The organism is Pseudomonas sp. ICBG1301 (assembly GCF_016918385.1).
Taxonomy (GTDB): Bacteria; Pseudomonadota; Gammaproteobacteria; order Pseudomonadales; family Pseudomonadaceae; genus Aquipseudomonas; species Aquipseudomonas palleroniana.
On the sequence record NZ_JAEKGB010000016.1, the window covers coordinates 18080 to 40258 of the forward strand.

Below are 22179 nucleotides of genomic sequence, written 5' to 3' on the forward strand. Positions count from 1 at the left end.
ATGCGCCCCCGGCTATAGTCGCTGGCAAATTGCCGCCCCCTCTTCTCCCGAACAACAAGGAATGAGCAGTGAAAAAAATCCTCAGCGCGTCTCTACTGGCCGCCGGCCTGGCCCTGGCCGGTGCCGTCCAAGCCGCACCGGTCACCCTGCTCAACGTCTCCTACGACGTGATGCGTGATTTCTACAAGGACTACAACGCGGCGTTCCAGAAGCACTGGGAAGCCGAGCACCCGAACGACAAACTCACCTTGCAGATGTCCTTCGGTGGGTCGAGCAAACAGGCGCGCTCGGTCATCGACGGCCTGCCGGCTGACGTGATCACCATGAACATGGCCACCGACATCAATGCCCTGGTCGACAACGGCCAACTGGTGCCCGACAACTGGGTCACCCGCCTGCCGAACAACAGCGCACCGTTTACCTCGGCCACGGTGTTTATCGTGCGCAAAGGCAACCCCAAGGCCCTGAAAGACTGGCCGGACCTGCTCAAGGATGGCGTGCAGGTGATCGTGCCCAACCCGAAAACCTCGGGTAACGGGCGCTATACCTATCTGTCGGCCTGGGGGTATGTGCTCAAGAACGGCGGCGACGAAAACAAGGCCAAGGCGTTTGTCGGCAAGCTGTTCAAACAAGCGCCGGTACTGGATACCGGTGGCCGCGCCGCCACCACCACGTTCATGACCAACCAGATCGGCGACGTGCTGGTGACCTTTGAGAACGAAGCGGAAATGATCGCCCGTGAATTCGGGCGTGATCAATTCGAAGTGATCTACCCGAGCGTCTCCGCCGAAGCCGAACCACCCGTGTCGGTGGTCGACAAGGTGGTCGAAAAGAAAGGCACCCGCACGGCCGCCGAGGACTACCTGAAATACCTGTGGTCGCCGCAAGGCCAGGAAATCGCCGCGAACAACTACCTGCGCCCGCGTGATCCGGCGGTACTGGCCAAGTACACCGACCGTTTCCCGAAGGTCGACTTCCTGTCGGTGGAAAAAACCTTTGGTGACTGGCGCACGGTGCAGAAGACCCACTTCGATGATGGTGGCGTGTTTGACCAGATCTACTCTGGTCAATAACCCTTTCAGATAAACCTGGTAAAAAATGTGGGAGGGGGCTTGCTCCCGATAGCGGTGTATCAGTCAACTCATTCATTGACTGACACTCTGCCATCGGGAGCAAGCCCCCTCCCACACTGGGTTTTGTGACTGGCTGTTACATGGGCGGCGTTACGCCGTCCTTGCCGGCTGAGATAGCCTGCGCGGTGATAGTCCCATCCGGCCCTTTCGCCGCAAACAGCACCACCTTCACCCCGGCCTTCAGCAGACTGCGATCCCCCGGCTCCAGGTTGACGATGGGCACACCCTCCGGCACTACAATCTTCTGCTCGCCACCCTTGTATTTGACGGTCAGGGTGCGCCCGTTGCTGACCACCAGATCACCGACGGTGCCGTTGGTCATGCTGCTGCCTTCCTTCAAGTCAAATGCACGATGCCCGTCGCCGGTGCCGGCCATGGCCGGTGGAAACACATGCACTTCCAGCGCCGTGAGGGTGCCGTCGGCATTCGGCATTGCGGCCGAGCCGATATAGCTGCCGGGCTTGATTTCATCGATCCTGGCCAGCGTAACGGCGCGCACCTGGGTGGCTTGGGTGAGGTTGACGGTGACCTCTTCACCGCTGTTGGCCTTGACCTGCAGCGCGTCACCGTCGACCGCCGTAATCTCGCCGCGAACCCCGACACGCGGAGCCTCGGCAGCGTGGGCCAAGCCCACGGCCATGGCGGCGGCGAGGGTCGAAGCCATGAGCATCTTGTTCAACGTGATCTTCATCGCAAGCGTTTCCTGTTTCAGCCTTTGTGCCTGAATGTATCATCACCCTTGGCGCAGAAAATTAACGATTCAGTCATCAATGCCGCGCATGAGTGATATCACTGCCAGCGGCCTACCCCGGCGGTGGTGTTGCCTTTAGGCTTGCGCCACTTTCCTACGCTTTTATGAGAACACCATGAACGCTACTTCCCACACTGCGAGCACGATGACCCGGAGCATGGTGATGCTGTTCGCGTTTTGCTGCGGCGCCATCGTTGCCAACATCTACTACGCACAACCGATCATCGAGCTGATTGCACCGGATATCGGCCTGACCCCGGCGATGGCCAGCCTGATCGTGTCCCTGACGCAGATCGGCTACGCCCTCGGCCTGTTCTTCCTCGTACCGCTGGGCGATCTGCTGGAAAACCGCAAGCTGATGATCACCACGACCGTCGTGGCCATCGCCAGCCTGCTGGGCGCAGCGTTTACCGAACAGCCGAACCTGTTCCTGCTGGTGTCGTTGCTGATCGGTTTCAGTTCGGTCTCGGTGCAGATCCTGATCCCGCTGGCCGCGCACCTGGCGCCCGCCGAGTCCCGTGGACGTGTGGTCGGTAGTATCATGGGCGGCCTGTTGCTTGGTATCCTGCTGTCACGCCCGGTGTCCAGTGTGGTGGCCGACCATTTCGGCTGGCGAGCGATGTTCATGGCCGCCGCCGCGCTGATGGCGTTTATCAGCGTGGTGCTGCTGCTGACCATCCCCAAGCGCCAACCCGACCACAGTGCCAGTTATGCTCAGTTGTTGCGCTCCCTTGGCACCCTGGTGCGTGAGCAACCGCTGCTGCGCCAGCGCGCGTTCTATCAGGCCTGCCTGTTCGCCACCTTCAGCCTGTTCTGGACCGCCGCCCCATTGGAACTGGCGCGCAACCACGGCCTGAGCCAAAGCGAAATCGCGCTGTTTGCCCTGGTGGGCGCCCTGGGCGCTGTTGCCGCGCCCATCGCCGGTCGCCTGGCCGATGCCGGCCACACCCACCGCGCCTCGCTGCTGGCGATGTTGTTCGCGGCGCTGAGCTTCCTGCCGGCCTTCGTACACCCGCTGTACAGCGTCATCGGCCTGGCCGTCACCGGCGTGGTCCTGGACTTCTGCGTGCAGATGAACATGGTCCTCGGCCAACGCGCCATCTACGCCCTCGACGCCAAAAGCCGCAGCCGCCTCAACGCGCTGTACATGACTAGCATCTTCATCGGCGGCGCCTTCGGCTCGGCGATTGCCAGCAGCGTGTATGAACAGGGCGGTTGGTTGGGGGTGATGCTCGTAGGCAGTGCCTTCCCGCTGGTGGCGTTGTTGCGGTTCCTGAGTGCAGCGCGTCAAGTCACTCCGGTGGCTGCGTAAGTGCCCTAAGGAACATGGCTCGTAATCCCCTTACGTTCAGGTAGGACTGACGCTTACCTGAACCACGAAAAAATGCGCCTCACAAACCTTGTGATGGGTGCCAACACGGTATTGATAATTCGTCTGATCGTTCTTGTGTTGATAAGGGGTCGGCGAATGCGGCGTGGCTGGGGCGCAGGTTCTGGTTCTGGTTCTGGCTCGGGTTCTGGTATCGGCTCTGGCGGTGGCGCCACTGCCGGGGGCGCAGTCAGTACCTCAGTTGGCGCCTGGCCGCTCCAGATCACGTCCGTCTGCTTGATTTGACCTTGGCTGGTGATCAGCAGGCTGGCCCGGCGGTCCCCTGTCGTATCCACCGACAATGTCGAACGACCTGTCTGCGCGTCATAGCCAAGCACAGCGTCGCCAGGCCTGCCGCTGAATTGATCGGTGAAGTTCAGCCCCTTGAGACGTGCCTCGTAGATCACTCCCGAAACATCGATCTTATCGATACCACTGGAGAAGTCTTGAATAAAGTCAGGTTTCTGTGGGGTCGAATCGCTGATGCGCTCATAAATGAACGTATCCGATCCGGCGCCCCCACGCAGCTTATCGCTGCCCCTGCCACCTTTGAGGCGATTGTCGCCGTCGTTCCCCTTCAACGTATCGTCACCGTATCCGCCGATGGCATTTTCGATAACCACCCCTTTGGCAATGGAGACGTTTCCCCGCAGCCCACCCACATCCGAGAACGCCTCGGCATCGAGGTTGATGTTCTGGTTATGGGCAAACCCGGAAAAATCCAGCGTATCGTTGCCCGCGCCGTCCCAGACCGTGAAGACCGGCTTTTCAGTTGCACGCTTGAGGCTATAAACCTCACGACCGGCGTTGGAGTTGAAGCCATACGTGGTATCGGTATCTCGGGTCTTGGTGTTCTTTCCATAAAGCCTTTGAACCGCCGCAATATCATCCATCATGGGCGCACAGGGGCTTTGGTTGGCGAAGTTGTGCCCGGGTTGGTTGGTTTCCGCCCAGTAACTCATGACACTGCGCGCTTTGGTGTCCTGTTTGTAGGCCGCAGAACTGCTGTAGCTGTGGCCCAGGCCGTCGTAGTCGCCCGGATGGCTGAGCCCCAGGGTATGTCCCAGTTCATGGATCGCCAAACCCAGGAACGCACAGCCTATCGCCGGCTTACCCTCGCCGCCCCCGGTGCCTATATTCGCGGTGACCCGCGCTTGAGACTGGTTAGGCATATACGCGTGACCAGACCAGGAACCCGCCACGCCATTGACCGTGATATGGCCATCGGTGTTCGAGCCATTTTCAACAAAGTTGATGTTTGTAACATCCGCCCAGTATTGCAAGGCTTCCCTGATACGCACTTTCTGCGGCTCGCTAAAACTGCCAACCAGGTTAAAACCGACAACTATTTTGTTATCGCCGTTGCGATCGTAAAACTTGCAACCTTCGCGTGTTATATGTTTTTCCGCTTGATCCGTATTAAAGGAGCGCTGTGTACCGACCCACTTTAAACCATCAATTTTATTCGAGCACGGTGGTTCGGACGGCAAAGAATCGGGGCGTGACAGGAAAGGATGTCTGACAGGGATCTTCATGCCATAAATACTCTTGGGCGTTGAGCACAATCCATAATGAATTTTCGATGCTGACCAATCCTTCGCCAGCCCGATAAAAGTCCCATAGATAAAAAGCGCCAGCCACCCAGACTTTATTGCAAGACCACTGCCTGAAAACCGCCGAACAACAAGCTGCCTTGACTGTTCTATTACAAACCGTCAACAAGCTGTTTTATAAAGAAAAAATACTTCGCAACAAGCGAGCAATCTATTGAGGTGAAAACATCAAGAAACCCACCCAAACACACCGGTAACGAGTGGAACACTCTCGTTACCCCTGTCTCACTTTCAACACGTTTGACGCCTACATTACGCAATGAACGCGGACGTCAGGCACATGCCGCGTCCCCGTGATCCAGGCAGCACAGCAGGCGCTCGACGGTATGCTCCAGGGGGCCGGAGTTATCCAGCACGAATAATCCCGCGCCATTGCCGGCAATCAGCTCGGCGGTGAACCGCGCGTTGCGCGCCAGGCGCTCTTCAATGTCCGCCAGCGACTCACGCCCGCGTGCAATCAGGCGTTCACGCAACACCGCTTGATCCACGGTCAGCAGCAACACCAACGAGGTCGGATAGCGCTCACGCGTCTGCGCCAGATGCGCTCGGGAGCCATTGACCAGCACATCCTCCCCCGCCGCCAGCCAGACGTCGATGTCCCTGGGGATACCATAAGACAGCCCATTGGCCTGCCAACTCAGGGCAAACGCCCCCTCGTCCTGCATCGCGGCAAACTGCTGCGGGCTCACGCCCTGCGCCGCCTCGCCCACCGCCTCCGCCGAACGCGTGATCACGCGGCGCACAATGCGGCAGCCGCGCTCAACCAAACGTGGGCGTGCGGCCTCCAGCAGGCTGTCCTTGCCCGAACCCGACGGCCCGATGAGATAGATCAACCTGCCCGCCATCAAAACACCCTCTTCGCTTGTCGCCAGACTGGCCTGGTAGTCGCTGGAAAGTATACCCAGCAATCCCCCGGCCGCCAGGCCGGCGGCGGCCACATTACCCGAGTGCGATCCGCCGCGCACCCAGTTCGGTGCGCCCATCGGCATGATCATGTTCAGTGCTGATAGCCAAGTCGCTAGTACGCTTTTAGGGGGCGAATGCGAACCCGAAGAAACCCAAGCATTTTGTTCTGTATTGTTCGCTGCTTGTATCTATCAGACATGAAAAAATCCGGTGACCGCCGTTAGAGGCTACAGATAAATACGTTTCCCCTAAACTCGCGGCGTCTGTTGTCAGACTTGTGAATTTATAACAGCGATACAAGAAGAAACAAATACTCGATGGTCGCACCTCAATACAAATTATACAAAGCTCGTCACGTTCCAACATGGGAACGCTTTTCTTCTTATAACCGCCAGTCAATTAGGGATATGGAACATGGAGTTCGACGTAATTGCAGTAGACGCAGCCTCTCTGGCCCGCCTGCTTGGACTGAACGCTTGGCAATTCACAATGTGTAGAAGGAGCCGGTGATGTCTTTAGCGGCTGATGAAGTAAAACGACAAACCCAGTCTCGGCGGTGGTTGGCTCTAGCGATATTGATGCTACCGGTCTTGCTGGTGACCGTGGATAACACGGTCTTGGGCTTCGCACTGCCAAAAATCGCTGAGGCGTTACACCCTAGCGCCAGCCAGCAGTTATGGATGATTGATGCCTATTCACTGGTATTGGCAGGATTGCTCATTACCATGGGTAGCCTGGGTGATCGCAAAGGCCATCGAAAACTGCTGTTGATCGGGTCACTGGGGTTTACCGTCGTTTCAGTCATGACAGCTTACTCTCACACTGCCTCCCAACTGATCGTGGGACGTGCCTGTATGGGGATCTTCGGTGCCATGTTGATGCCTTCGACATTGGCGTTGATTCGGTCACTCTTCGAAGACCGGGAAGAGCGGCGCATGGCCGTGGCTATCTGGGCGACAACGTTGACGGTCGGTTCTGCGCTTGGACCTTTGGTTGGTGGCGTTCTGCTCGAGTTCTTTGCCTGGGGATCGATTTTTCTACTGGCGGTACCGGTGCTGGTGCCCTTATTAGTGCTCGGCCCCTGGCTGTTGCCTGAGTCGGAGCCCGATGCTTCCGGGCCTATGGACGCCATCAGTACTGTGCAATCCATCGTGGCACTCAGTGCTCTGGTGTACAGCATCAAGCATATCGCCAGCGATGGTCTGGATGTGTCCGCGCTGGTGGCCTTCGGCGTTGCAGTGGTTATCGGTTGGCAATTCGTACGCCGCCAATTGCACCTGTCGACGCCGTTGATGGACCTGGGCCTGTTTCGCAACAAGACGTTCAGCGGGTCGGTGACGATTAATCTGATGAGCTTGGCTTTCCTGATAGGTTTTGTATTTTTCTCCACTCAATTCCTGCAAATCGTTCTGCAAATGTCCCCCCTCAGCGCCAGTATCGCGCTGATTCCGGGTCAGATCATGGCAATTGCGGTGGGCATCCTGATAGTCCCGGTCGCGCAGCGAGTATCGGTCAATGTCCTGATTCCCATCCTGCTGGCCTTTACTGCCGGCGCATTTTTGTTGGTTGCAGGCCTGGGCAGTAGTTTGACGGTGATTGTGGCGGCGTTTGCATTGCTGAACATTGGCGTCGGTGCAATCGCTACTGTCTCCAACGACGTGATTCTGTCGGCCGTCCCACCCACCAAAGCCGGAGCAGCATCAGCCATCAGCGAAACCGCCTATGAAGTCGGGGTAGTGCTCGGCACCACCCTGCTCGGAGGCCTTGTCACCGCCTATTACCGCGGCACATTGCAATTACCCGACTTCCTGACGCCTATGCAGATGAGCCTGGCAAGCGAGACATTGGCAGGCGCTCATGCGGTATCAGCCACATTGGTGGGAGATCAGGCCAGTGAATTGATGAACAGTGCCACGCGGGCATTTGAGGGAGGTGCTCACCTGATGGCCTGGACCACCTTCAGTTTGGCGGTGCTGGCCATCGTCGTCGCTAGGTGTACGCTGAAGGCTCGTCAGACAGCGGCATAGAGTCGGAACCAGAAGTACTCCCACATTTGCCCAGCAGTGACCGGCAAAGTGGATTTCAACCCCATGAAAAAGGCGACCCGAAGGTCGCCTTTTGTCATTGCGCGTATTGCTTGCTCAACCCTGGCGGCACGCCGTGCACATCGGTTTCTTCCCAGGGGCCGTTCGGGCTGATCGAACGACTCCAGCCGTTGCTCCAGCGGTAGTAGGTGCGCTGGCGATAGAAGGTGTCGGGCTGGTCGTCGAGCACGTAGACCTGCATCTTGCCGTCCCAGTGGCTGGCGGCGCCCGGTGGCGGAGCGAACGTCGGCGATTTGCTGGGCTGTGGTTTGGGAGCCGGAGTGACTGGGCCGGACGGCTTGGTGCTCGGTTGAGTCGATGGGCCTGACGGTGGGATGGTCGGGCCGGTGGGCGCTGGAGGGGGCCGATGGACCGCACAGGCGCTCAGGCCGAGTACCAGGCTGAGCAAGGTGATGCGTGCAAATGCGGTCATGGCGTTTCCTCGAATTACGGGTTCGGACTGTCGATGGTCAGTTGCTGCAGCGCAGTGGTGCTGCTGGCCAAGGGTTGGCTGCGGCCGATCCACTCACCGGCGGTGGCAACACCCGCCCGGGATATGCGCGCAACCAGTTGGACTTCGGGGAAGTTCGACAGTTTCAACTGCGGCATCATCGCGTCGGCGTCGCCCAGTTCGACGGTAATCGGCAGTTCCGCTACGGTGACGCGTTTGGCCGCCAAGGGCGCCGGCGGGCCGGAGACGGCGCGGGCGAAGATGAACACGCTGTCGGTAGGCAGGGCCTTGGCCTTCACCTCGGGCGACACATCCACACGCACTCTCATCACCGCCTTGGGTGCGACGGCGCTACCGCTTTCTTTCAGCTTTTCGGCAGCACGGTCAATCCCGCCTTGCAGCGCGGCGCGGGAGTTGTCTTGCGCCGGCAGTTGCGCCAGCAGGCGGCTCCAGTAGTCGATAGCCTCCTGATAACGCTGGCCTTCAAAGGCTGCGATACCCAACAGGCCCAGGCTGGTGACTTCCTTGGGATCTTGCTTCAACGCTTCGTCGGTCAGGGCTTGAACCTTGGGCGACCACTGTTTGTTGTCGGCAAAGTACTGCGCCTGCGCCCACTGGCCGAGCAGTTCCGGCTGGCGACCGGCCAGGGCCACGGTGCGCTCGAAGACTTTCGCGGCATCGGCGGAGCGATCCTGCGCCATGTAGGCGCGACCGAGGAAGTACAGACCTTCGGCCGAGTCCGGCTGGGCCGCCGCGGCGCGCTCCAGGCGCTGGGTCATGTCTTCCATGGACACCGGCGGCTGGGAGAATTCGCGGGTCAGTTCGACCTTGTCGCTGGCACCGAAGTGCAGGTAGAGGCTGATGCCCAGCACCGGGACCAGAAGCGCGGCGAGTAATGGCAGTGGCTTGCCCAGGCGCGACTCACGGGTTTTTTCCGCGCCTTCGGTGTCAGCCAGCAATTCACGGGCCGCCTCCGCACGGCCGGCATCGAGTTGCGCGGCATTGAGCACGCCTTCGGCCTGCTGCACTTGCAGTTCGGCAACACGCTCCTGGTACAACGCCACGTTCAACGCGGTGCGATCCTCCTCACGCTGGGCACGGCGGCCGCGCAACACAGGGATCAACAGGAAACTCAGGGCAATCAGAAGCAGCAAGCCGGCTGCGAGCCAGAAATCAATCATCAGTCTTGGTGTCCAGCAATTGGTCGAGACGTTTACGCTCTTCAGGCGACAGTGCGTCGCTGCCATCAATCGGCGCGGCGCGGCGGCGGCGCACAATCACCGCCATGACGACCACACCGGCCAGCAACAGCCCGGCGGGGCCGAACCAGAGCAGTGCGGTCTTGCCGGTGAGGGCCGGTTTGTAACGCACAAAATCACCGTAGCGATCGACCATGAAGTCGATGATCTGCTGGTTGTCCTTGCCCTCTCCCAGCATGCGGAAAATTTCTTTACGCAGGTCGGCGGCGATCGGTGCATTGGAATCGGCGATGTCCTGGTTCTGGCACTTGGGGCAGCGCAGTTCCTTGGTCAGGTCGCGGAAACGCTCGCGCTCGGCATCATTGGCAAACTCGTAGGTATCGATGGCGGCATGGGCCACACCTGCCAGCCCGAGTGCCAGCACAGCGGCGGTCAACCAGCGCTTCATGGCTTGGCCTCATCGACCAGGGCCTGGTACTTGGCGGCCAGTTGCTCACGCCACACGACTTCGTCGATCACGCCGACGTATTTGTCGCGGATCACGCCCTTGGCATCAATGAAGAAGGTTTCCGGGGCGCCATACACGCCGAGGTTGAGGCCGAGGTTGCCGTCTTCGTCGCGGATATCCAGCTGATACGGGTTGTGGAACTCCGCCAGCCACTTCAACGCCGCCGTGTTGTCGTCCTTGTAGTTGATGCCGTAGATCACCACGCCCTTCTCGGCCAGCTTGTTCAGCACCGGGTGTTCAACGCGGCAGGAGATGCACCAGGTGCCCCACACGTTGACCAGCGCCGGCTTGCCCAGCAGGTCGGCCTGGGTCAGGGTCTTGTCGCCCTGCACCGTCGGCAAGCTGAACGCCGGGAACGGCTTGCCGATCATTGCCGAGGGCAGCTCGGCCGGGTCCAGGTACAAGCCGCGATACAGGAACACCGCCACCACCAGAAATGCCGCCAGCGGCAACACCATCAACCAACGCTTCATACCGCCGCTCCCTGCAGGCCGAGGGCTTCACGCACCCGGCTCTTGACCTTGACCCGATAGCGCCGGTCCAGCGCGGCAAGCAAACCCCCGAACCCGGTGAGCAAACCGCCAAACCAGATCCAGCGCACAAACGGCTTCACATGCACGCGCACCGCCCAGGCACCCTCACCCAGGGGTTCACCCAGCGCCACATAGAGGTCGCGGGTGAAACCAGCGTCGATACCCGCTTCAGTCATCATCGAACTCTGCACGGTGTACAAGCGTTTTTCCGGGTGCAGCACAGCCACTTCGCGGCCGTTGCGCACGACGCGCACGGTGCCTTTATCCGAGGTGAAGTTCGGGCCTTCGAAGTGCTTGGCGCCCTCGAAAATAAAGTGGTAACCGGCCAGGTCCATGGCCTCGCCCGGCGCCAGGCGCAGATCGCGCTCGGCGCTGTTCTGGCTGGACAACACCACGCCCAGGGCGCACACGACGATGCCGATGTGGGCGATCTGCATGCCCCAGTAGCTGCGGGTCAGCGTCGGCAAGCCCTTGATCAAACCTTTGTGGCGGGTCTTGTCGAAGATATCGCGCACGCCCGCCAGCAACACCCAGGCCGCCAGCAGGAAGGTGGCGAGCACCGCCCAGTTGAAGTCGCCATAGGCAATACCGGCGATCACCGCCAGGACCACACTGCCCAGCAGCACCGGCATCAGCATGCCGGCCAGCCATTTGACGGGCGTGTCCTTCCAGCGCACCAGCACGCCAACCGCCATCACCACCATCAGCAGGCCCATCAGCGGTATAAACAACGCATTGAAATACGGCGGGCCGACGGACAGCTTGGCGCCGCTCAAGGCATCCAGCACCAACGGGTACAGCGTGCCGAGCAGGATCATCGAGGCGGCCACCACCAACACCAGGTTATTGCCCAGCAGCAGGGTTTCGCGCGACCACAGGTTGAAACCCACCTGGCTCTTGACCACTGGCGCGCGCAGGGCGAACAGCGTGAGTGAACCACCGACCACGAACAGCAGGAAGATCAGGATGAATACGCCGCGCGCAGGGTCGGACGCAAACGCATGCACCGAAGTCAGCACGCCCGAACGCACGAGGAAAGTACCCAGCAGGCTGAGGGAAAATGCGGCGATCGCCAGCAGCACGGTCCAGCTTTTGAACACGCCGCGTTTTTCAGTGACGGCCAGGGAGTGAATCAGCGCAGTGCCCACCAGCCAGGGCATGAAGGAGGCGTTTTCCACCGGGTCCCAGAACCACCAGCCGCCCCAGCCGAGTTCGTAGTAGGCCCACCATGAACCGAGGGTGATGCCGATCCCGAGGAAAGCCCACGCCACAATGGTCCATGGCCGCGACCAGCGCGCCCAGGCAGCATCGAGGCGCCCGCCGAGCAAGGCGGCGATGGCAAATGCGAAGGCCACCGAGAAGCCGACATACCCCATATAGAGCATCGGCGGGTGCACGATCAGGCCGATGTCCTGCAGCAGTGGGTTGAGGTCGCGACCGTCCACCGGGATCTGCGGCAGGATGCGGCTGAACGGGTTGGAAGTCATGATCAGGAACAGCAGGAAACCCACGCTGATCATGCCCATCACCGCCAGCACGCGGGCCAGCATCACTTGCGGCAGTTGGCGCGAGAACACCGACACGGCGAACGTCCAGCCGCCGAGGATCAATGCCCACAGCAGCAGCGAACCTTCATGTGCGCCCCATACGGCACTGAACTTGTAGTACCAGGGCAGAGCGCTGTTGGAGTTATTGGCCACATAGGCGACGGAAAAATCGTCGGTCATGAAGGCGTAGGTCAGGCAGCCAAACGCAAACACCAGGAAGGCAAACTGGCCCCAGGCGGCCGGCTGCGCCAGGCTCATCCACAGGCGATCGCCGCGCCAGGCACCGAGCAACGGCACCACGGCCTGCACGATGGCAAAGCACAGGGCGAGGATCATCGACAACTGGCCCAGCTCCGGAATAAACAGTGCGGACGTCATCACTTATCCCTCCTTGGCAGGCTGTGAATTAGCGCTTGGGGCGGATTGACCACTGTCTTTCAAGGCTTTGGTCACTTCCGGCGGCATGTATTTCTCATCGTGCTTGGCCAGCACTTCATCGGCCACCACCACGCCGTCGGCGTTGAGTTTGCCCAGGGCGACAATGCCCTGGCCTTCGCGGAACAGGTCCGGAAGGATGCCGCGGTAGGTAATGGTCACGGCTTTGTTGAAGTCGGTGACCACGAAGGTCACGTCGAGGGAGTCGGCAGAGCGTTTCAGCGAGCCTTTTTCCACCATGCCGCCGGCGCGGATACGCGTGTCCTGCGGCGCTTCGCCATTGGCGATCTGGGTCGGGGTGTAGAACAGGTTGATGTTCTGCTGCAGGGCGCTCAAGGCCAGGGCCACGGCGATGCCGACGCCGGCCAGGATGGCAAGGATGATCAACAGACGTTTTCTACGCAGCGGATTCACTTATCGGTCTCCCGGCGCAGACGACGCGCCTCTTGTTGCAGGTAACGCTTGCGGGCCAGGACTGGCGCGGCAACGTTGAGGGCCAGCACCGCCAGGCAGATGCCGTAGGCCGTCCAGACATACAGGCCATGGTGGCCCATGGCGAGAAAATCACTGAAAGAAGCAAAGCTCATCCACGCGCTCCCAGGCAGGCTTGCACTTCGGCCTTGACCCAACTGGCGCGGGCCTCACGCTTGAGCACTTCAAGACGCATGCGCATCAAGAGCACGGCACCGAAGAAACAGTAGAACCCCAGCACCATCAGCAGCAACGGCGCCCACATTTCCACGGGCATCGCCGGCTTTTCGGTGAGGGTGAACGTGGCGCCCTGGTGCAGGGTGTTCCACCACTCGACCGAGTACTTGATGATGGGGATGTTGATCACGCCGACAATCGCCAGCACCGCACAGGCCTTGGCGGCGCTGTCACGATTGCTGATCGCATTGCCCAGCGCAATCAGACCGAAGTACAGGAACAGCAGGATCAACATGGACGTTAGTCGCGCATCCCACACCCACCACGAACCCCAGGTCGGTTTGCCCCAGATCGCGCCCGTGACCAGCGCCACGGCGGTCATCCATGCGCCGATGGGCGCAGCACATTGCAGGGCGACGTCCGCCAGCTTCATCTTCCACACCAGGCCGACGATGCCGCACACCGCCAGCATCACGTAGCAGGACTGGGCCAGCATCGCAGCGGGTACATGGATATAGATGATGCGAAAGCTGTTGCCTTGCTGGTAGTCCGGCGGCGCGAAAGCCAGGCCCCAGACCAGGCCGACGCCGATCAGCAAGAGGGCGGCGATGCTCAACCACGGCAGCAGCTTGCCGCTGATGCCATAAAACCATTTAGGCGAGCCGAGCTTGTGAAACCAGGTCCAGTTCATTGCTGTTTCCATCACGGTGGCTTCCCGTCGTAGCGGGACGCTCAGGGTCTTTACTGGTCAAGGGTATGACGCGCTCAACCAGACCTCATTATTCGCCGACGCTGATCTTCAGGCCGGCGGCTATAGCAAAGGGTGTCAGGGTTACCGCCAGGGCGGTCAGGCTCCCTAGCCACAGAAGGTAACCGGTCGCCGGCATCCCCATGAGCGCGGCTTGCAGAGCGCCGCTGCCCAGGATCAACACCGGGATATACAAAGGCAGAATCAACAGGGCGAGCAACAGGCCACCCCGCTTCAAACCGACAGTCAACGCTGCGCCCACCGCCCCCAACAGGCTGAGCACCGGCGTACCGAGCAACAAGGATAGAAGCAATACCGGCAGGCACTCCACGGGCAGCCCGAGCATCATCGCCAGCAACGGGGAGAGCAAGACCAGCGCCAGGCCGGAAAAAACCCAGTGTGCCAGCACCTTGGCCAGTACCAGAAGTGGCAGGGGGTGCGACGAAAGGACCCACTGTTCCAGGGAACCGTCTTCGAAATCACTGCGAAACAGCCCGTCCAGCGAGAGCAGGACGGACAAAAGCGCGGCCACCCACACCAGGCCCGGAGACAAGGTTTGCAACAGTTCAGTCTCGGGGCCGACGGCCAGCGGGAACAAGGCAATCACGATGGCGAAGAACACCAGCGGGTTGGCCAGTTCGGCTGGGCGACGGCACAACAACCGGGCTTCACGCGCAACCAACAGGGCGAACACGCTCATAGCGACCACCGCGCCAAATCCAGCTCACGATAACCGGCCGGCAGGCGGGCCAGGCTGTGGTGCGTGGTCAGCACGACCAAACCGCCCTGCTCACAGTGCCGGGCCAGGTGCTCTTCGAGTTGGGCGACGCCTTGTTTGTCGAGGGCGGTGAAGGGTTCATCGAGAATCCACAGCGGCGGGCCGGGCAGATATAAACGCGCCAGGGCCACACGGCGCTGCTGGCCGGCAGACAGGGTGTGGCAAGGCACGTCTTCAAAACCCTTGAGGCCGACCGCCGCCAAGGCCTGCCAGATGGCGTCGCGGGAGGCCGGGTGATGCAGGGCACTGAGCCAGCTGAGGTTTTCTTCAGCGCTGAGCACATCTTTGATACCGGCGGCGTGGCCGATCCACACGAGGTTGCGCGCAAGCGTGCTGCGTTGTTCGTTGAGAGGCTTGCCGTTGAGACGGACCTCACCGGCCGTCGGCTGCATCAAGCCGGCCAGCAGGCGCAGTAAACTGGTCTTGCCACTGCCATTGGGGCCGCTGATTTGCACCATGTCGCCGCCCGTCAGCCGCAGTTCGAGGTGTTCGAACAGCAGGCGCAGGTCGCGTTCACAGGCAAGCGCTACGGCTTCAAGAAGAGGGCTGGTCAAGAGATCGCGGGCCTTTACGGTTCAAGTCGGCGGTGCAGCGGCCGTTATAGAGAGATGCACAATAACGGCTTTGGCGACCGATTTTAGAGAGCTGGATCAAATAGTTGTGAGGTTTTTACCGCTCTCTTTGCAGACGGGCGGCATTATACATGTGATGCCCTACTCTAAAGAGGGCAATTTCCCCAGAGACGACGCGCACGATGACCGGTGAGATCAACCTTCCTCCGCTGCCTCCCACCCCGGCGCCCGGGCCTGCTCCACTGCCGGCGACCGGTGAGTTGCTCAAATTGCTGGAGCCGCAGGCGGGGCTGATCGACCCTGGAAAAACCGCAAACGCCGAAGTGCTCGCGCTTAAACAAGGCGGTGACTCGTTTCAACTGCTGCTCAAGCTGACCCTGGATGGCGGGCGCCAGACGTTGGTGCAAGCCAGCAGTGCGCAACCGCTGCCACTGGGCAGCAACGTGGCGGTAAGCCAAACGCCGACAGGCAACCTGACCCTCTCCCTGCAGCAAGCCATGAGCGCCAATGTCGCCGCCCTCAACCGCATCGATACCACGCAAATGCCCGAAGGCACGCTGTTGCAGGCCAAGGTGCTGACTACCCAGATGTTGCCTCAGGGCGCCACGCAGCCGGCAATCTATCGCTCGCTGGTGAGCGTGCTCAATAACGCCCTGGCAGGCACCACTCTCACGGTGGAGAGCCCGCAGCCGCTGCGGGTCGGCAGCTTGCTCAGCGCCGTGGTGCAGAATGCGCAAACCCTGAATTTCGTGCCCTTGAGCGGGCTCAAGGATCAACTGGCCATCGCGCAGCAACTCACCACCCAGCAAAGCCGTCAGGGCTCGCTGGATGTGCTGTTCACCGCGTTGCAGAACCTGCCCGCCAGCAGCACGTCCGCCGACCTGCGCGCCGCCGCCGACCGCTTGCTCGCGGCCCTGCCCGACCTGGCACAAGCCAGTAACCCCAAGGTGCTGGCGCAACTGGTGCAGAACAGCGGTGCCTTTCTCGAAGCCAAATTGTTGGCCGGGCAAAACCCGCAGATACCGCCGCTGGATATGAAGGGCGCGCTGCTGCGCCTGGTCGCCGACTTGCTGCCGGCCCTGCCCACCCCGACCAACCTGAACGCGGTGCTTGCCGCCAACACCCTGGCCCAGGTGCTGCCGAACTTCGTACGCAACCCGCTGAACACCCTTGGCCAGATCGGTGCCCGTCAAGCGCCCGCGGGCTTTCCGTTACCGGACCGGCTGATGCAGCGCCTGGAAGGTGAAGGTGACCTGGAAAACCTGCTGCGCCTGGCGGCTGCGGCGATCTCGCGGTTGCAGAGCCATCAGCTGTCGAGTCTGGAGCAGACCGGCACCACCGCCGATGGCCGCCTGCAAACCACCTGGCAGTTGGAGATCCCCCTGCGCACCCTGCAGGACATCGTGCCGTTGCAAGTCAAGTTCCAGCGTGAAGAGCCAACGCCGGACAAGGAGCAAACCGAACGCAAAGACAAAAAAGACCCCAAGCAGATGCTCTGGCGCGTCGAGCTGGCGTTCGACATGGAGCCGCTGGGGCCGTTGCAGGTCCAGGCCCAGCTCAGCCAGGGCAAACTGTCCAGCCAGTTATGGGCGAGCCGGCCCTTCACCGCCAGCCTGATCGAAAGCCATTTGGGCAGCCTGCGCGAGCGTCTGGTGACCTCGGGGCTCAACGTCGGTGACCTGGACTGCCACCTCGGCACCCCGCCACGCGGGCCGCGAACCGGGCTGGAACAACGCTGGGTGGATGAAACCGCATGAAGAACGCTAACCCGCCGCGCCAGGCGATTGCCCTCAAGTACGACGGCCAGCAGGCCCCGACGCTGACGGCCAAAGGCGATGACGCACTGGCTGAAGCGATCCTGAAATTGGCGCAGGAGAATGAAGTACCGATCTATGAAAACGCCGAGTTGGTGAAGCTGCTGGCGCGCATGGAACTGGGCGACAGTATTCCTGAGGAGCTGTACCGCACGGTGGCCGAAATCATTGCGTTTGCCTGGACGCTCAAGGGCAAGTTCCCGGTGGGCTACGACCCCCATGCGCAGCCGCCGGAACGAGACGTCACAGAACGTGGCGACGACTATTAACCCTCGTAGTGAGCGGGCTTGCCCTAATGCCAGTCAGTTAAGCGATAAAGCGGGCGATGAATAAATTGTGGGAGGGGGCTTGCTCCCGATAGGCCGCGCAGCGGCCTCAAAAATGGGCCTGCTACGCAGTCCATCGGGAGCAAGCCCCCTCCCACAGTGACCGCGTTAATCCTTAACTGACGGGCATTAGAGCAAGCCCCGCGCTGGGGGGCGCAGCCGCCCCAACAAGACCGCCCCGGTGTTTCAGAAAGACCGAGGTGCCTGGGTTTGGGGCCGCTTCGCAGCCCAGCGCGGGGCAAGCCCGCTCACTACAAGATGGCTCTAGGTCAGTTCAGGACTTCACTCAACGGGATGAAATTGACTCGATCACCCACCGCCAGCGTCGTGCCCTCCAATACCTCCACAAACCCCTCCGCCCACGCCGCGCTGCGCAGCACGCCGGAGCTCTGGTTGCGATAGATGATCGCCTTGCCCTGTTCGATGCGCCCGCGCAGGTATTCGCGGCGGTTACCCGGTTTGGGCCACACGAACCCCACCGGCACTTCGAAACGCAGCGGCGTCACTTCGTGTACGCCCTGGCGGCGCAGTAGATACGGGCGCGCCAGCAAGGCGAATGTCACCAGGGTCGAAGCCGGGTTACCCGGCAAACCAATCACCGGCACACCGCGAAAGTGACCGAACGTCAGCGGTTTGCCCGGTTTGATCGCCAACTTCCACAAGGCTAGTTCGCCCTCTTCGCGCAAGGCGATGCCAAGGAAGTCCGCTTCGCCCACCGACACACCGCCAGTGGACAGGATCAGGTCGACATTACCTAGCCCTGCCAGACGCGCACGGGTCTGTTCCAGATCATCCGGCAGGATTCCGCCATCGATCACTTCGCACCCCATACGCGCAAGCCAACTGCACAGTACGCGGCGATTGCTGTTGTAGATCTGGCCAGGCCCCAGCGGCAGGCCAGGCTCGATCAACTCATCGCCGGTGGACAACACCGCCACCCGCACCCGGCGCACCACGCTCAGGCGGTCACGGCCAAGGGAGGCGGCCAGGCCCAGTTCGATCGGGCCCAGGCGCGTGCCGGCGGTCAACACCCGCTCACCGACCGTGGTTTCCTGGCCGCGTGGGCGGATGTTCTGGCCCGCCTGCAACGGCTCGCTGAAGCTCACACGCTCGTCGGCGTGAAGCACGGCATTTTCCTGCATTTCTACACAATCAGCGCCTTCGGGCACCGGCGCGCCGGTAAAGATTCGTGCGCACGTCCCGGCGGCCAATGGCTGCGGCGCCCGGCCGGCGAAGATGCGCTGGCTGACCGGCAGCGGCTCACCCTTCCAGTCCGACAGGCGCAGGGCATAACCGTCCATGGCGCTGTTGGGCCATGGCGGCAGGTCGAGGGTGGAGATCAGGTCTTGCGCCAGCACGCGCCCATCGAGGTCAGCCAGGGGCAACACGTCCTGCTCGCGGATCGGCGTGGCTTCGGCCATGTCCAGCAGGCGCTGCAGCGCTTCTTCCACCGGCATCAGGGCGCCGGTCTTGCCGGGCTTATCCACGGGATTCACAGGGCTCGGCCTGCTTCAAATGAGGCACGAAATTGCACGGACGGTGACGGTTGTCCAACTGCTCGGCGAGGATACCGTCCCAGCCCGTGCGCACGGCGTTGGTGGAGCCCGGCAGGCAGCACACCAGCGTGCCGTTGGCCAGGCCGGCCAGGGCGCGGGACTGCACGGTGGAGGTGCCGATATCCGCCACGGATATCTGGCGGAACAGCTCGCCGAAACCGTCGACCTGCTTGTCCAGCAGGCAACTCACCGCTTCGGGCGTGCTGTCACGGCCGGTGAAACCGGTGCCGCCGGTAATCAGCACCACCTGCACGACGTCTTCAGCGATCCAGTGGGCCACTTGGGCGCGGATTTTATAGAGGTCATCCTTGAGCAACACGCGCTCGGCCAGGTGGTGGCCAGCGGCGGTCAGGCGATCGACGAAGACCTGGCCCGAGGTGTCGGTGTCCAGGGTGCGGGTGTCACTGACGGTCAATACAGCGATGTTCAGGGGTACGAAGGGCGCATCAGCCTTGGCTTTCATGGCTCGGTCCGGTTGTCGAAGGAACAGCCCGATGTTATATCACAGGGCCTTATTGACCTGCCGCAGCGAAACCGCCATGTCCCTCGATGATTCACCCCTGCCCTGTTCGATCCTGCTGCTGGCCGGTGGCCGCGGCCAACGCATGGGCGGCCAGGATAAAGGCTTGCTGCAATGGCGCGGCCGGCCGTTGATCGCGCACTTGCAGGAGCTGACCAGGCCGCTGACAGATGACCTGATCATCTCGTGCAACCGCAACCATGACCTCTACGCGCCCTATGCCGACCAACTGGTGAGCGACGACAGCCAGGACTTCCCCGGCCCGCTGGCCGGCATCCGTGCAGGCTTGCTCGCCGCACGTCATCAGCACCTGCTGATCCTGCCGTGTGATGTGCCGAACATTGATGCACGATTGCTCGCCGACCTGCGGGAGACATCGCGCAGCCATCCCACCGTGCCGGTCATGGTCCGACAAGGCGAGTTCTGGGAACCCTTGCTGTGCATCATCCCCACCGCCCTTAAAAACCCAGTGGAATGTGCCTGGGCCGCAGGCGAACGCAGCCCGCGCAAGATCCTGCTGCAACTGGGTGGCGTCGCACTGGAATGCCCGGACAATGACCCGCGCCTGGCCAACCTTAATACACCCGAACTGTTGCACCCTGGGACTGGCGTGTCAGAATGATGGGCGAACAAGGAACTTTGACGACGCCCTGCGCGTCACAAGCTCAGTCATTCAAAAGTATTTTCTCGGAGACAATCTCATGACTCAACGGACCATCGCCGCTCTCATGCTTGCACTGGGCCTGGCTACCCTCGCCGGTTGCGCCTCGCCAACAGTGATCACCCTGAATGACGGTCGCGAAATCCAGGCCGTCGACACCCCGACTTACGACAAGGCATCGGGCTTCTACGAGTTCAAACAGCTTGATGGCAAGGAAACCCGTATCAACAAAGATCAGGTTCGCACCGTTAAAGACCTGTAAGTCTTAACGCTTGCCGCCCAAGGCCCGCTTCGTGCGGGCCTTGTCGTTTCCGGGGGTCACCAGTCGAGGGTGATCCGGCTGCGGAAACTGCGCTCCAGGCCGGTGATCGGGTCAATAAAACGCACGCCCTGGGCCAACAACTTGAGCGGGTTGGCGTAGTCATCCACGGCGTCCTTGATCACATCCGGGTAGAACGGATCGTTGCAGATACTCGCACCGAGCGCGGTCATGTGCACGCGCAACTGGTGCTTCTTGCCGGTCACGGGAAACAGGCCATATCGCCACAGATCGCCGTGCCTTTCCCGGACCTCAACCGCCGTTTCAGTGTTGCTGGCACCGGGCCCCTCCTGCATGCGAAAGAACGGTTCGCCATCCACCAGGCGGCTTTTATGCACCAGGGGGAAGGTCAGGTTGGGCAATGCTGGCGCGATGGCTTCGTAGAATTTGTCGATACGCCGCGTGGGAAACAGTTGTTGATAGGCCGAACGGCTTTGTGGGTTGGCCGAGAACAACACCAGCCCCGCCGTGTGGCGGTCGATACGATGCAGGGGCACCAGCGAGGGGTTGTCCAGGCGGCGGATCAGGCGCCGCAGCAAGGTCTGTTCGACGTACTCACCGGCCGGCGTCACCGGCAGGAAATGCGGTTTGTCAGCCACCACCAGGTGCTCGTCGGCATACAGGATGGTTTCCTGCACCGCAATGACCTTCTCATTGGGCACTTCCCGGAAGTAGTAGATGCACAGGCCCTCCTTGTAAGCCAGGCCCTGGCTGATCGGCTGGCCATTGAGATCCAGCACTCGCCCCCGCGCAATACGGTCCAGCCAATGCTCGCGACTGATGGCCGGGAAGTGTTCGCACAGGCAATCGAGCACCGTCGCCCAAGACCCCGGAGGCAGATACAGAGTGCTGGCTTGATGCTGAGACGCGGAAAAACCGGAAGTGGACATGAAGAGGCTCGAAACCTGGAAAAACACAGCGGTATTATCCCGCAAGGAGCGGGATTGAGCCTAGGGTCGATCTCAAGCTTTGGCCAATTGGGTTCGCAGGATGGGCGAGGCACTCGCGGCCTCGGTGAACTCCTTGAGCCAGCGCAGCACATCGACCGCATCCCAACGGCCGGGATCGTACAGCGCGTACAACAACCCCTGGTAACCCACCACATCCAGCTGCTTGTGATAACCGGCGCGCTGGAACAACGCCTCGATCTCGGCAAAGCAGGTGTTGAAATGCACTTTGTTAAACGGCGTCTTGCCTTCCGTGACCAGGCCGTCGAGGCGCAGCTCGTTCACCGCATCACGCACGACGTCGGCGGACATGCGATTGACGCTGCTTTTCAATTGTTCAACATTCACCACGGGCGTTCCCTCTATTCAATCGCTGTACAAACATACAGTAACTTAATATTTGGAAACCTGCCATCGCATAAAGCTAGAGCAAGAACGTCACGACCTGTTCCGTATCGAACGGCCAATCCAGCTCAGCTCCGGTGTCTACCCGGCGAAGCACCGGAATCCGCAGGCCGTAGGCTTCGGTCAGGTCGTCGGGGTCGGTGATATCGACCAGTTCCACCAGCAAGCCACGTTCGACGAGCGGCATGATTTCGGCTTCGGCAACTTCACAAAGATGGCAACCCAGGGTGCCGAACAACTGGCATTCAGGAGGCATGATGAATGGACCCGGTCAGAAAACAGTCACCTATTCTAAGCCCGGTGACTGCATGAAGCCCACCACCACAAAAAACCTGACCCAGATCAGCATGGCGTAT

General features: G+C 61.1%; 25 protein-coding genes. 7 read left to right on the plus strand and 18 right to left on the minus strand.

The features are described 5' to 3' along the window. Positions 1-68: 68 nt before the first annotated feature. Positions 69-1073: a sulfate ABC transporter substrate-binding protein gene (locus JBE38_RS26280; protein WP_205345477.1), complete on the plus strand. Its 1005-nt coding sequence runs from the start codon at positions 69-71 to the stop codon at positions 1071-1073. Between the two features lie 136 nt (positions 1074-1209). Here JBE38_RS26280 and JBE38_RS26285 read toward each other — a convergent pair whose 3' ends face one another. Then, positions 1210-1824: a DUF5666 domain-containing protein gene (locus JBE38_RS26285; protein WP_060754539.1), complete on the minus strand. Its 615-nt coding sequence runs from the start codon at positions 1822-1824 to the stop codon at positions 1210-1212. 175 nt (positions 1825-1999) lie between these two features. On the opposite strand from JBE38_RS26285, the gene JBE38_RS26290 reads away from it, so the two are divergent. Beyond that, entirely contained in the window at positions 2000-3196 is a 1197-nt protein-coding gene (locus tag JBE38_RS26290) for an MFS transporter (protein ID WP_090365979.1), read from the plus strand. 53 nt (positions 3197-3249) lie between these two features. On the opposite strand, the gene JBE38_RS26295 is transcribed toward JBE38_RS26290, so the two are convergent. Beyond that, on the minus strand, positions 3250-4788 hold the full coding sequence (locus JBE38_RS26295) for a M10 family metallopeptidase C-terminal domain-containing protein (protein ID WP_205345478.1): 1539 nt from the start codon (positions 4786-4788) through the stop codon (positions 3250-3252). A 350-nt stretch (positions 4789-5138) separates the two neighbouring features. Further along, positions 5139-5711, minus strand: coding sequence for a phosphonate metabolism protein/1,5-bisphosphokinase (PRPP-forming) PhnN (gene phnN / locus JBE38_RS26300; RefSeq protein WP_126870631.1), 573 nt, complete (start codon positions 5709-5711; stop codon positions 5139-5141). A 570-nt stretch (positions 5712-6281) separates the two neighbouring features. On the opposite strand from phnN, the gene JBE38_RS26305 reads away from it, so the two are divergent. Beyond that, on the plus strand, positions 6282-7799 hold the full coding sequence (locus tag JBE38_RS26305) for an MFS transporter (RefSeq protein WP_060754542.1): 1518 nt from the start codon (positions 6282-6284) through the stop codon (positions 7797-7799). 94 nt (positions 7800-7893) lie between these two features. Here the strand turns inward: JBE38_RS26305 and JBE38_RS26310 are convergent, their stop codons facing one another. The 10 genes from JBE38_RS26310 to ccmA all read right to left on the minus strand — a co-directional run bounded on the left by JBE38_RS26310 (position 7894) and on the right by ccmA (position 15257). Continuing rightward, positions 7894-8289, minus strand: a complete 396-nt coding sequence (locus JBE38_RS26310; protein ID WP_060753302.1) for a hypothetical protein — start codon at positions 8287-8289, stop codon at positions 7894-7896. 14 nt (positions 8290-8303) lie between these two features. Beyond that, on the minus strand, positions 8304-9488 hold the full coding sequence (gene ccmI / locus JBE38_RS26315) for a c-type cytochrome biogenesis protein CcmI (RefSeq protein WP_090365982.1): 1185 nt from the start codon (positions 9486-9488) through the stop codon (positions 8304-8306). Continuing rightward, positions 9481-9954 (minus strand): cytochrome c-type biogenesis protein, encoded by a 474-nt coding sequence (locus JBE38_RS26320; RefSeq protein ID WP_090365984.1) that lies wholly within the window; start codon positions 9952-9954, stop codon positions 9481-9483. Before JBE38_RS26320 ends, ccmI begins: the two co-directional genes overlap by 8 nt. Next, positions 9951-10487, minus strand: coding sequence for a DsbE family thiol:disulfide interchange protein (locus JBE38_RS26325; RefSeq protein ID WP_205345479.1), 537 nt, complete (start codon positions 10485-10487; stop codon positions 9951-9953). The genes JBE38_RS26320 and JBE38_RS26325 overlap by 4 nt, the downstream gene beginning before the upstream one ends. After that, entirely contained in the window at positions 10484-12472 is a 1989-nt protein-coding gene (locus tag JBE38_RS26330; protein WP_205345480.1) for a heme lyase CcmF/NrfE family subunit, read from the minus strand. Before JBE38_RS26330 ends, JBE38_RS26325 begins: the two co-directional genes overlap by 4 nt. 3 nt (positions 12473-12475) lie before the next feature. Continuing rightward, the gene (ccmE, locus tag JBE38_RS26335) at positions 12476-12943 is read right to left on the minus strand and encodes a cytochrome c maturation protein CcmE (protein ID WP_090365989.1); all 468 of its coding nucleotides are present in this window, start codon (positions 12941-12943) and stop codon (positions 12476-12478) included. Then, positions 12940-13116, minus strand: a complete 177-nt coding sequence (ccmD, locus tag JBE38_RS26340; protein ID WP_060753296.1) for a heme exporter protein CcmD — start codon at positions 13114-13116, stop codon at positions 12940-12942. The genes ccmE and ccmD overlap by 4 nt, the downstream gene beginning before the upstream one ends. Then, positions 13113-13868, minus strand: a complete 756-nt coding sequence (ccmC, locus tag JBE38_RS26345) for a heme ABC transporter permease (RefSeq protein WP_060753295.1) — start codon at positions 13866-13868, stop codon at positions 13113-13115. The genes ccmD and ccmC overlap by 4 nt, the downstream gene beginning before the upstream one ends. Before the next feature lie 88 nt (positions 13869-13956). Further along, positions 13957-14625, minus strand: a complete 669-nt coding sequence (gene ccmB / locus JBE38_RS26350) for a heme exporter protein CcmB (protein ID WP_205345481.1) — start codon at positions 14623-14625, stop codon at positions 13957-13959. Beyond that, positions 14622-15257: a cytochrome c biogenesis heme-transporting ATPase CcmA gene (gene ccmA / locus JBE38_RS26355; protein WP_205345482.1), complete on the minus strand. Its 636-nt coding sequence runs from the start codon at positions 15255-15257 to the stop codon at positions 14622-14624. Before ccmA ends, ccmB begins: the two co-directional genes overlap by 4 nt. Positions 15258-15457: 200 nt before the next feature. On the opposite strand from ccmA, the gene fliK reads away from it, so the two are divergent. Both fliK and JBE38_RS26365 read left to right on the plus strand, forming a co-directional pair. Next, positions 15458-17032, plus strand: a complete 1575-nt coding sequence (gene fliK, locus JBE38_RS26360) for a flagellar hook-length control protein FliK (RefSeq protein WP_205345483.1) — start codon at positions 15458-15460, stop codon at positions 17030-17032. After that, positions 17029-17358 carry an EscU/YscU/HrcU family type III secretion system export apparatus switch protein gene (locus tag JBE38_RS26365; RefSeq protein ID WP_060753292.1) on the plus strand — a complete coding sequence of 110 codons (330 nt, stop codon included), beginning with the start codon at positions 17029-17031 and terminating at the stop codon, positions 17356-17358. Before fliK ends, JBE38_RS26365 begins: the two co-directional genes overlap by 4 nt. 326 nt (positions 17359-17684) lie before the next feature. Here the strand turns inward: JBE38_RS26365 and JBE38_RS26370 are convergent, their stop codons facing one another. Further along, on the minus strand, positions 17685-18911 hold the full coding sequence (locus tag JBE38_RS26370) for a molybdopterin-binding protein (protein ID WP_205345484.1): 1227 nt from the start codon (positions 18909-18911) through the stop codon (positions 17685-17687). After that, the gene (gene moaB, locus JBE38_RS26375) at positions 18895-19434 is read right to left on the minus strand and encodes a molybdenum cofactor biosynthesis protein B (RefSeq protein WP_010211803.1); all 540 of its coding nucleotides are present in this window, start codon (positions 19432-19434) and stop codon (positions 18895-18897) included. Before moaB ends, JBE38_RS26370 begins: the two co-directional genes overlap by 17 nt. 76 nt (positions 19435-19510) lie before the next feature. Between moaB and mobA the strand changes: the two genes are divergently transcribed. Continuing rightward, the gene (mobA, locus tag JBE38_RS26380; protein WP_205345505.1) at positions 19511-20113 is read left to right on the plus strand and encodes a molybdenum cofactor guanylyltransferase MobA; all 603 of its coding nucleotides are present in this window, start codon (positions 19511-19513) and stop codon (positions 20111-20113) included. A gap of 79 nt (positions 20114-20192) precedes the next feature. Then, the gene (locus tag JBE38_RS26385) at positions 20193-20414 is read left to right on the plus strand and encodes a YgdI/YgdR family lipoprotein (RefSeq protein ID WP_060753290.1); all 222 of its coding nucleotides are present in this window, start codon (positions 20193-20195) and stop codon (positions 20412-20414) included. A gap of 56 nt (positions 20415-20470) precedes the next feature. Here the strand turns inward: JBE38_RS26385 and JBE38_RS26390 are convergent, their stop codons facing one another. The 3 genes from JBE38_RS26390 to JBE38_RS26400 all read right to left on the minus strand — a co-directional run bounded on the left by JBE38_RS26390 (position 20471) and on the right by JBE38_RS26400 (position 22079). After that, the gene (locus JBE38_RS26390) at positions 20471-21361 is read right to left on the minus strand and encodes a pseudouridine synthase (protein WP_205345485.1); all 891 of its coding nucleotides are present in this window, start codon (positions 21359-21361) and stop codon (positions 20471-20473) included. A gap of 72 nt (positions 21362-21433) precedes the next feature. After that, positions 21434-21769, minus strand: coding sequence for a transcriptional regulator (locus tag JBE38_RS26395; RefSeq protein ID WP_090366000.1), 336 nt, complete (start codon positions 21767-21769; stop codon positions 21434-21436). Between the two features lie 73 nt (positions 21770-21842). Further along, entirely contained in the window at positions 21843-22079 is a 237-nt protein-coding gene (locus tag JBE38_RS26400; protein WP_060753287.1) for a glutaredoxin family protein, read from the minus strand. Between the last annotated feature and the right edge of the window lie 100 nt (positions 22080-22179).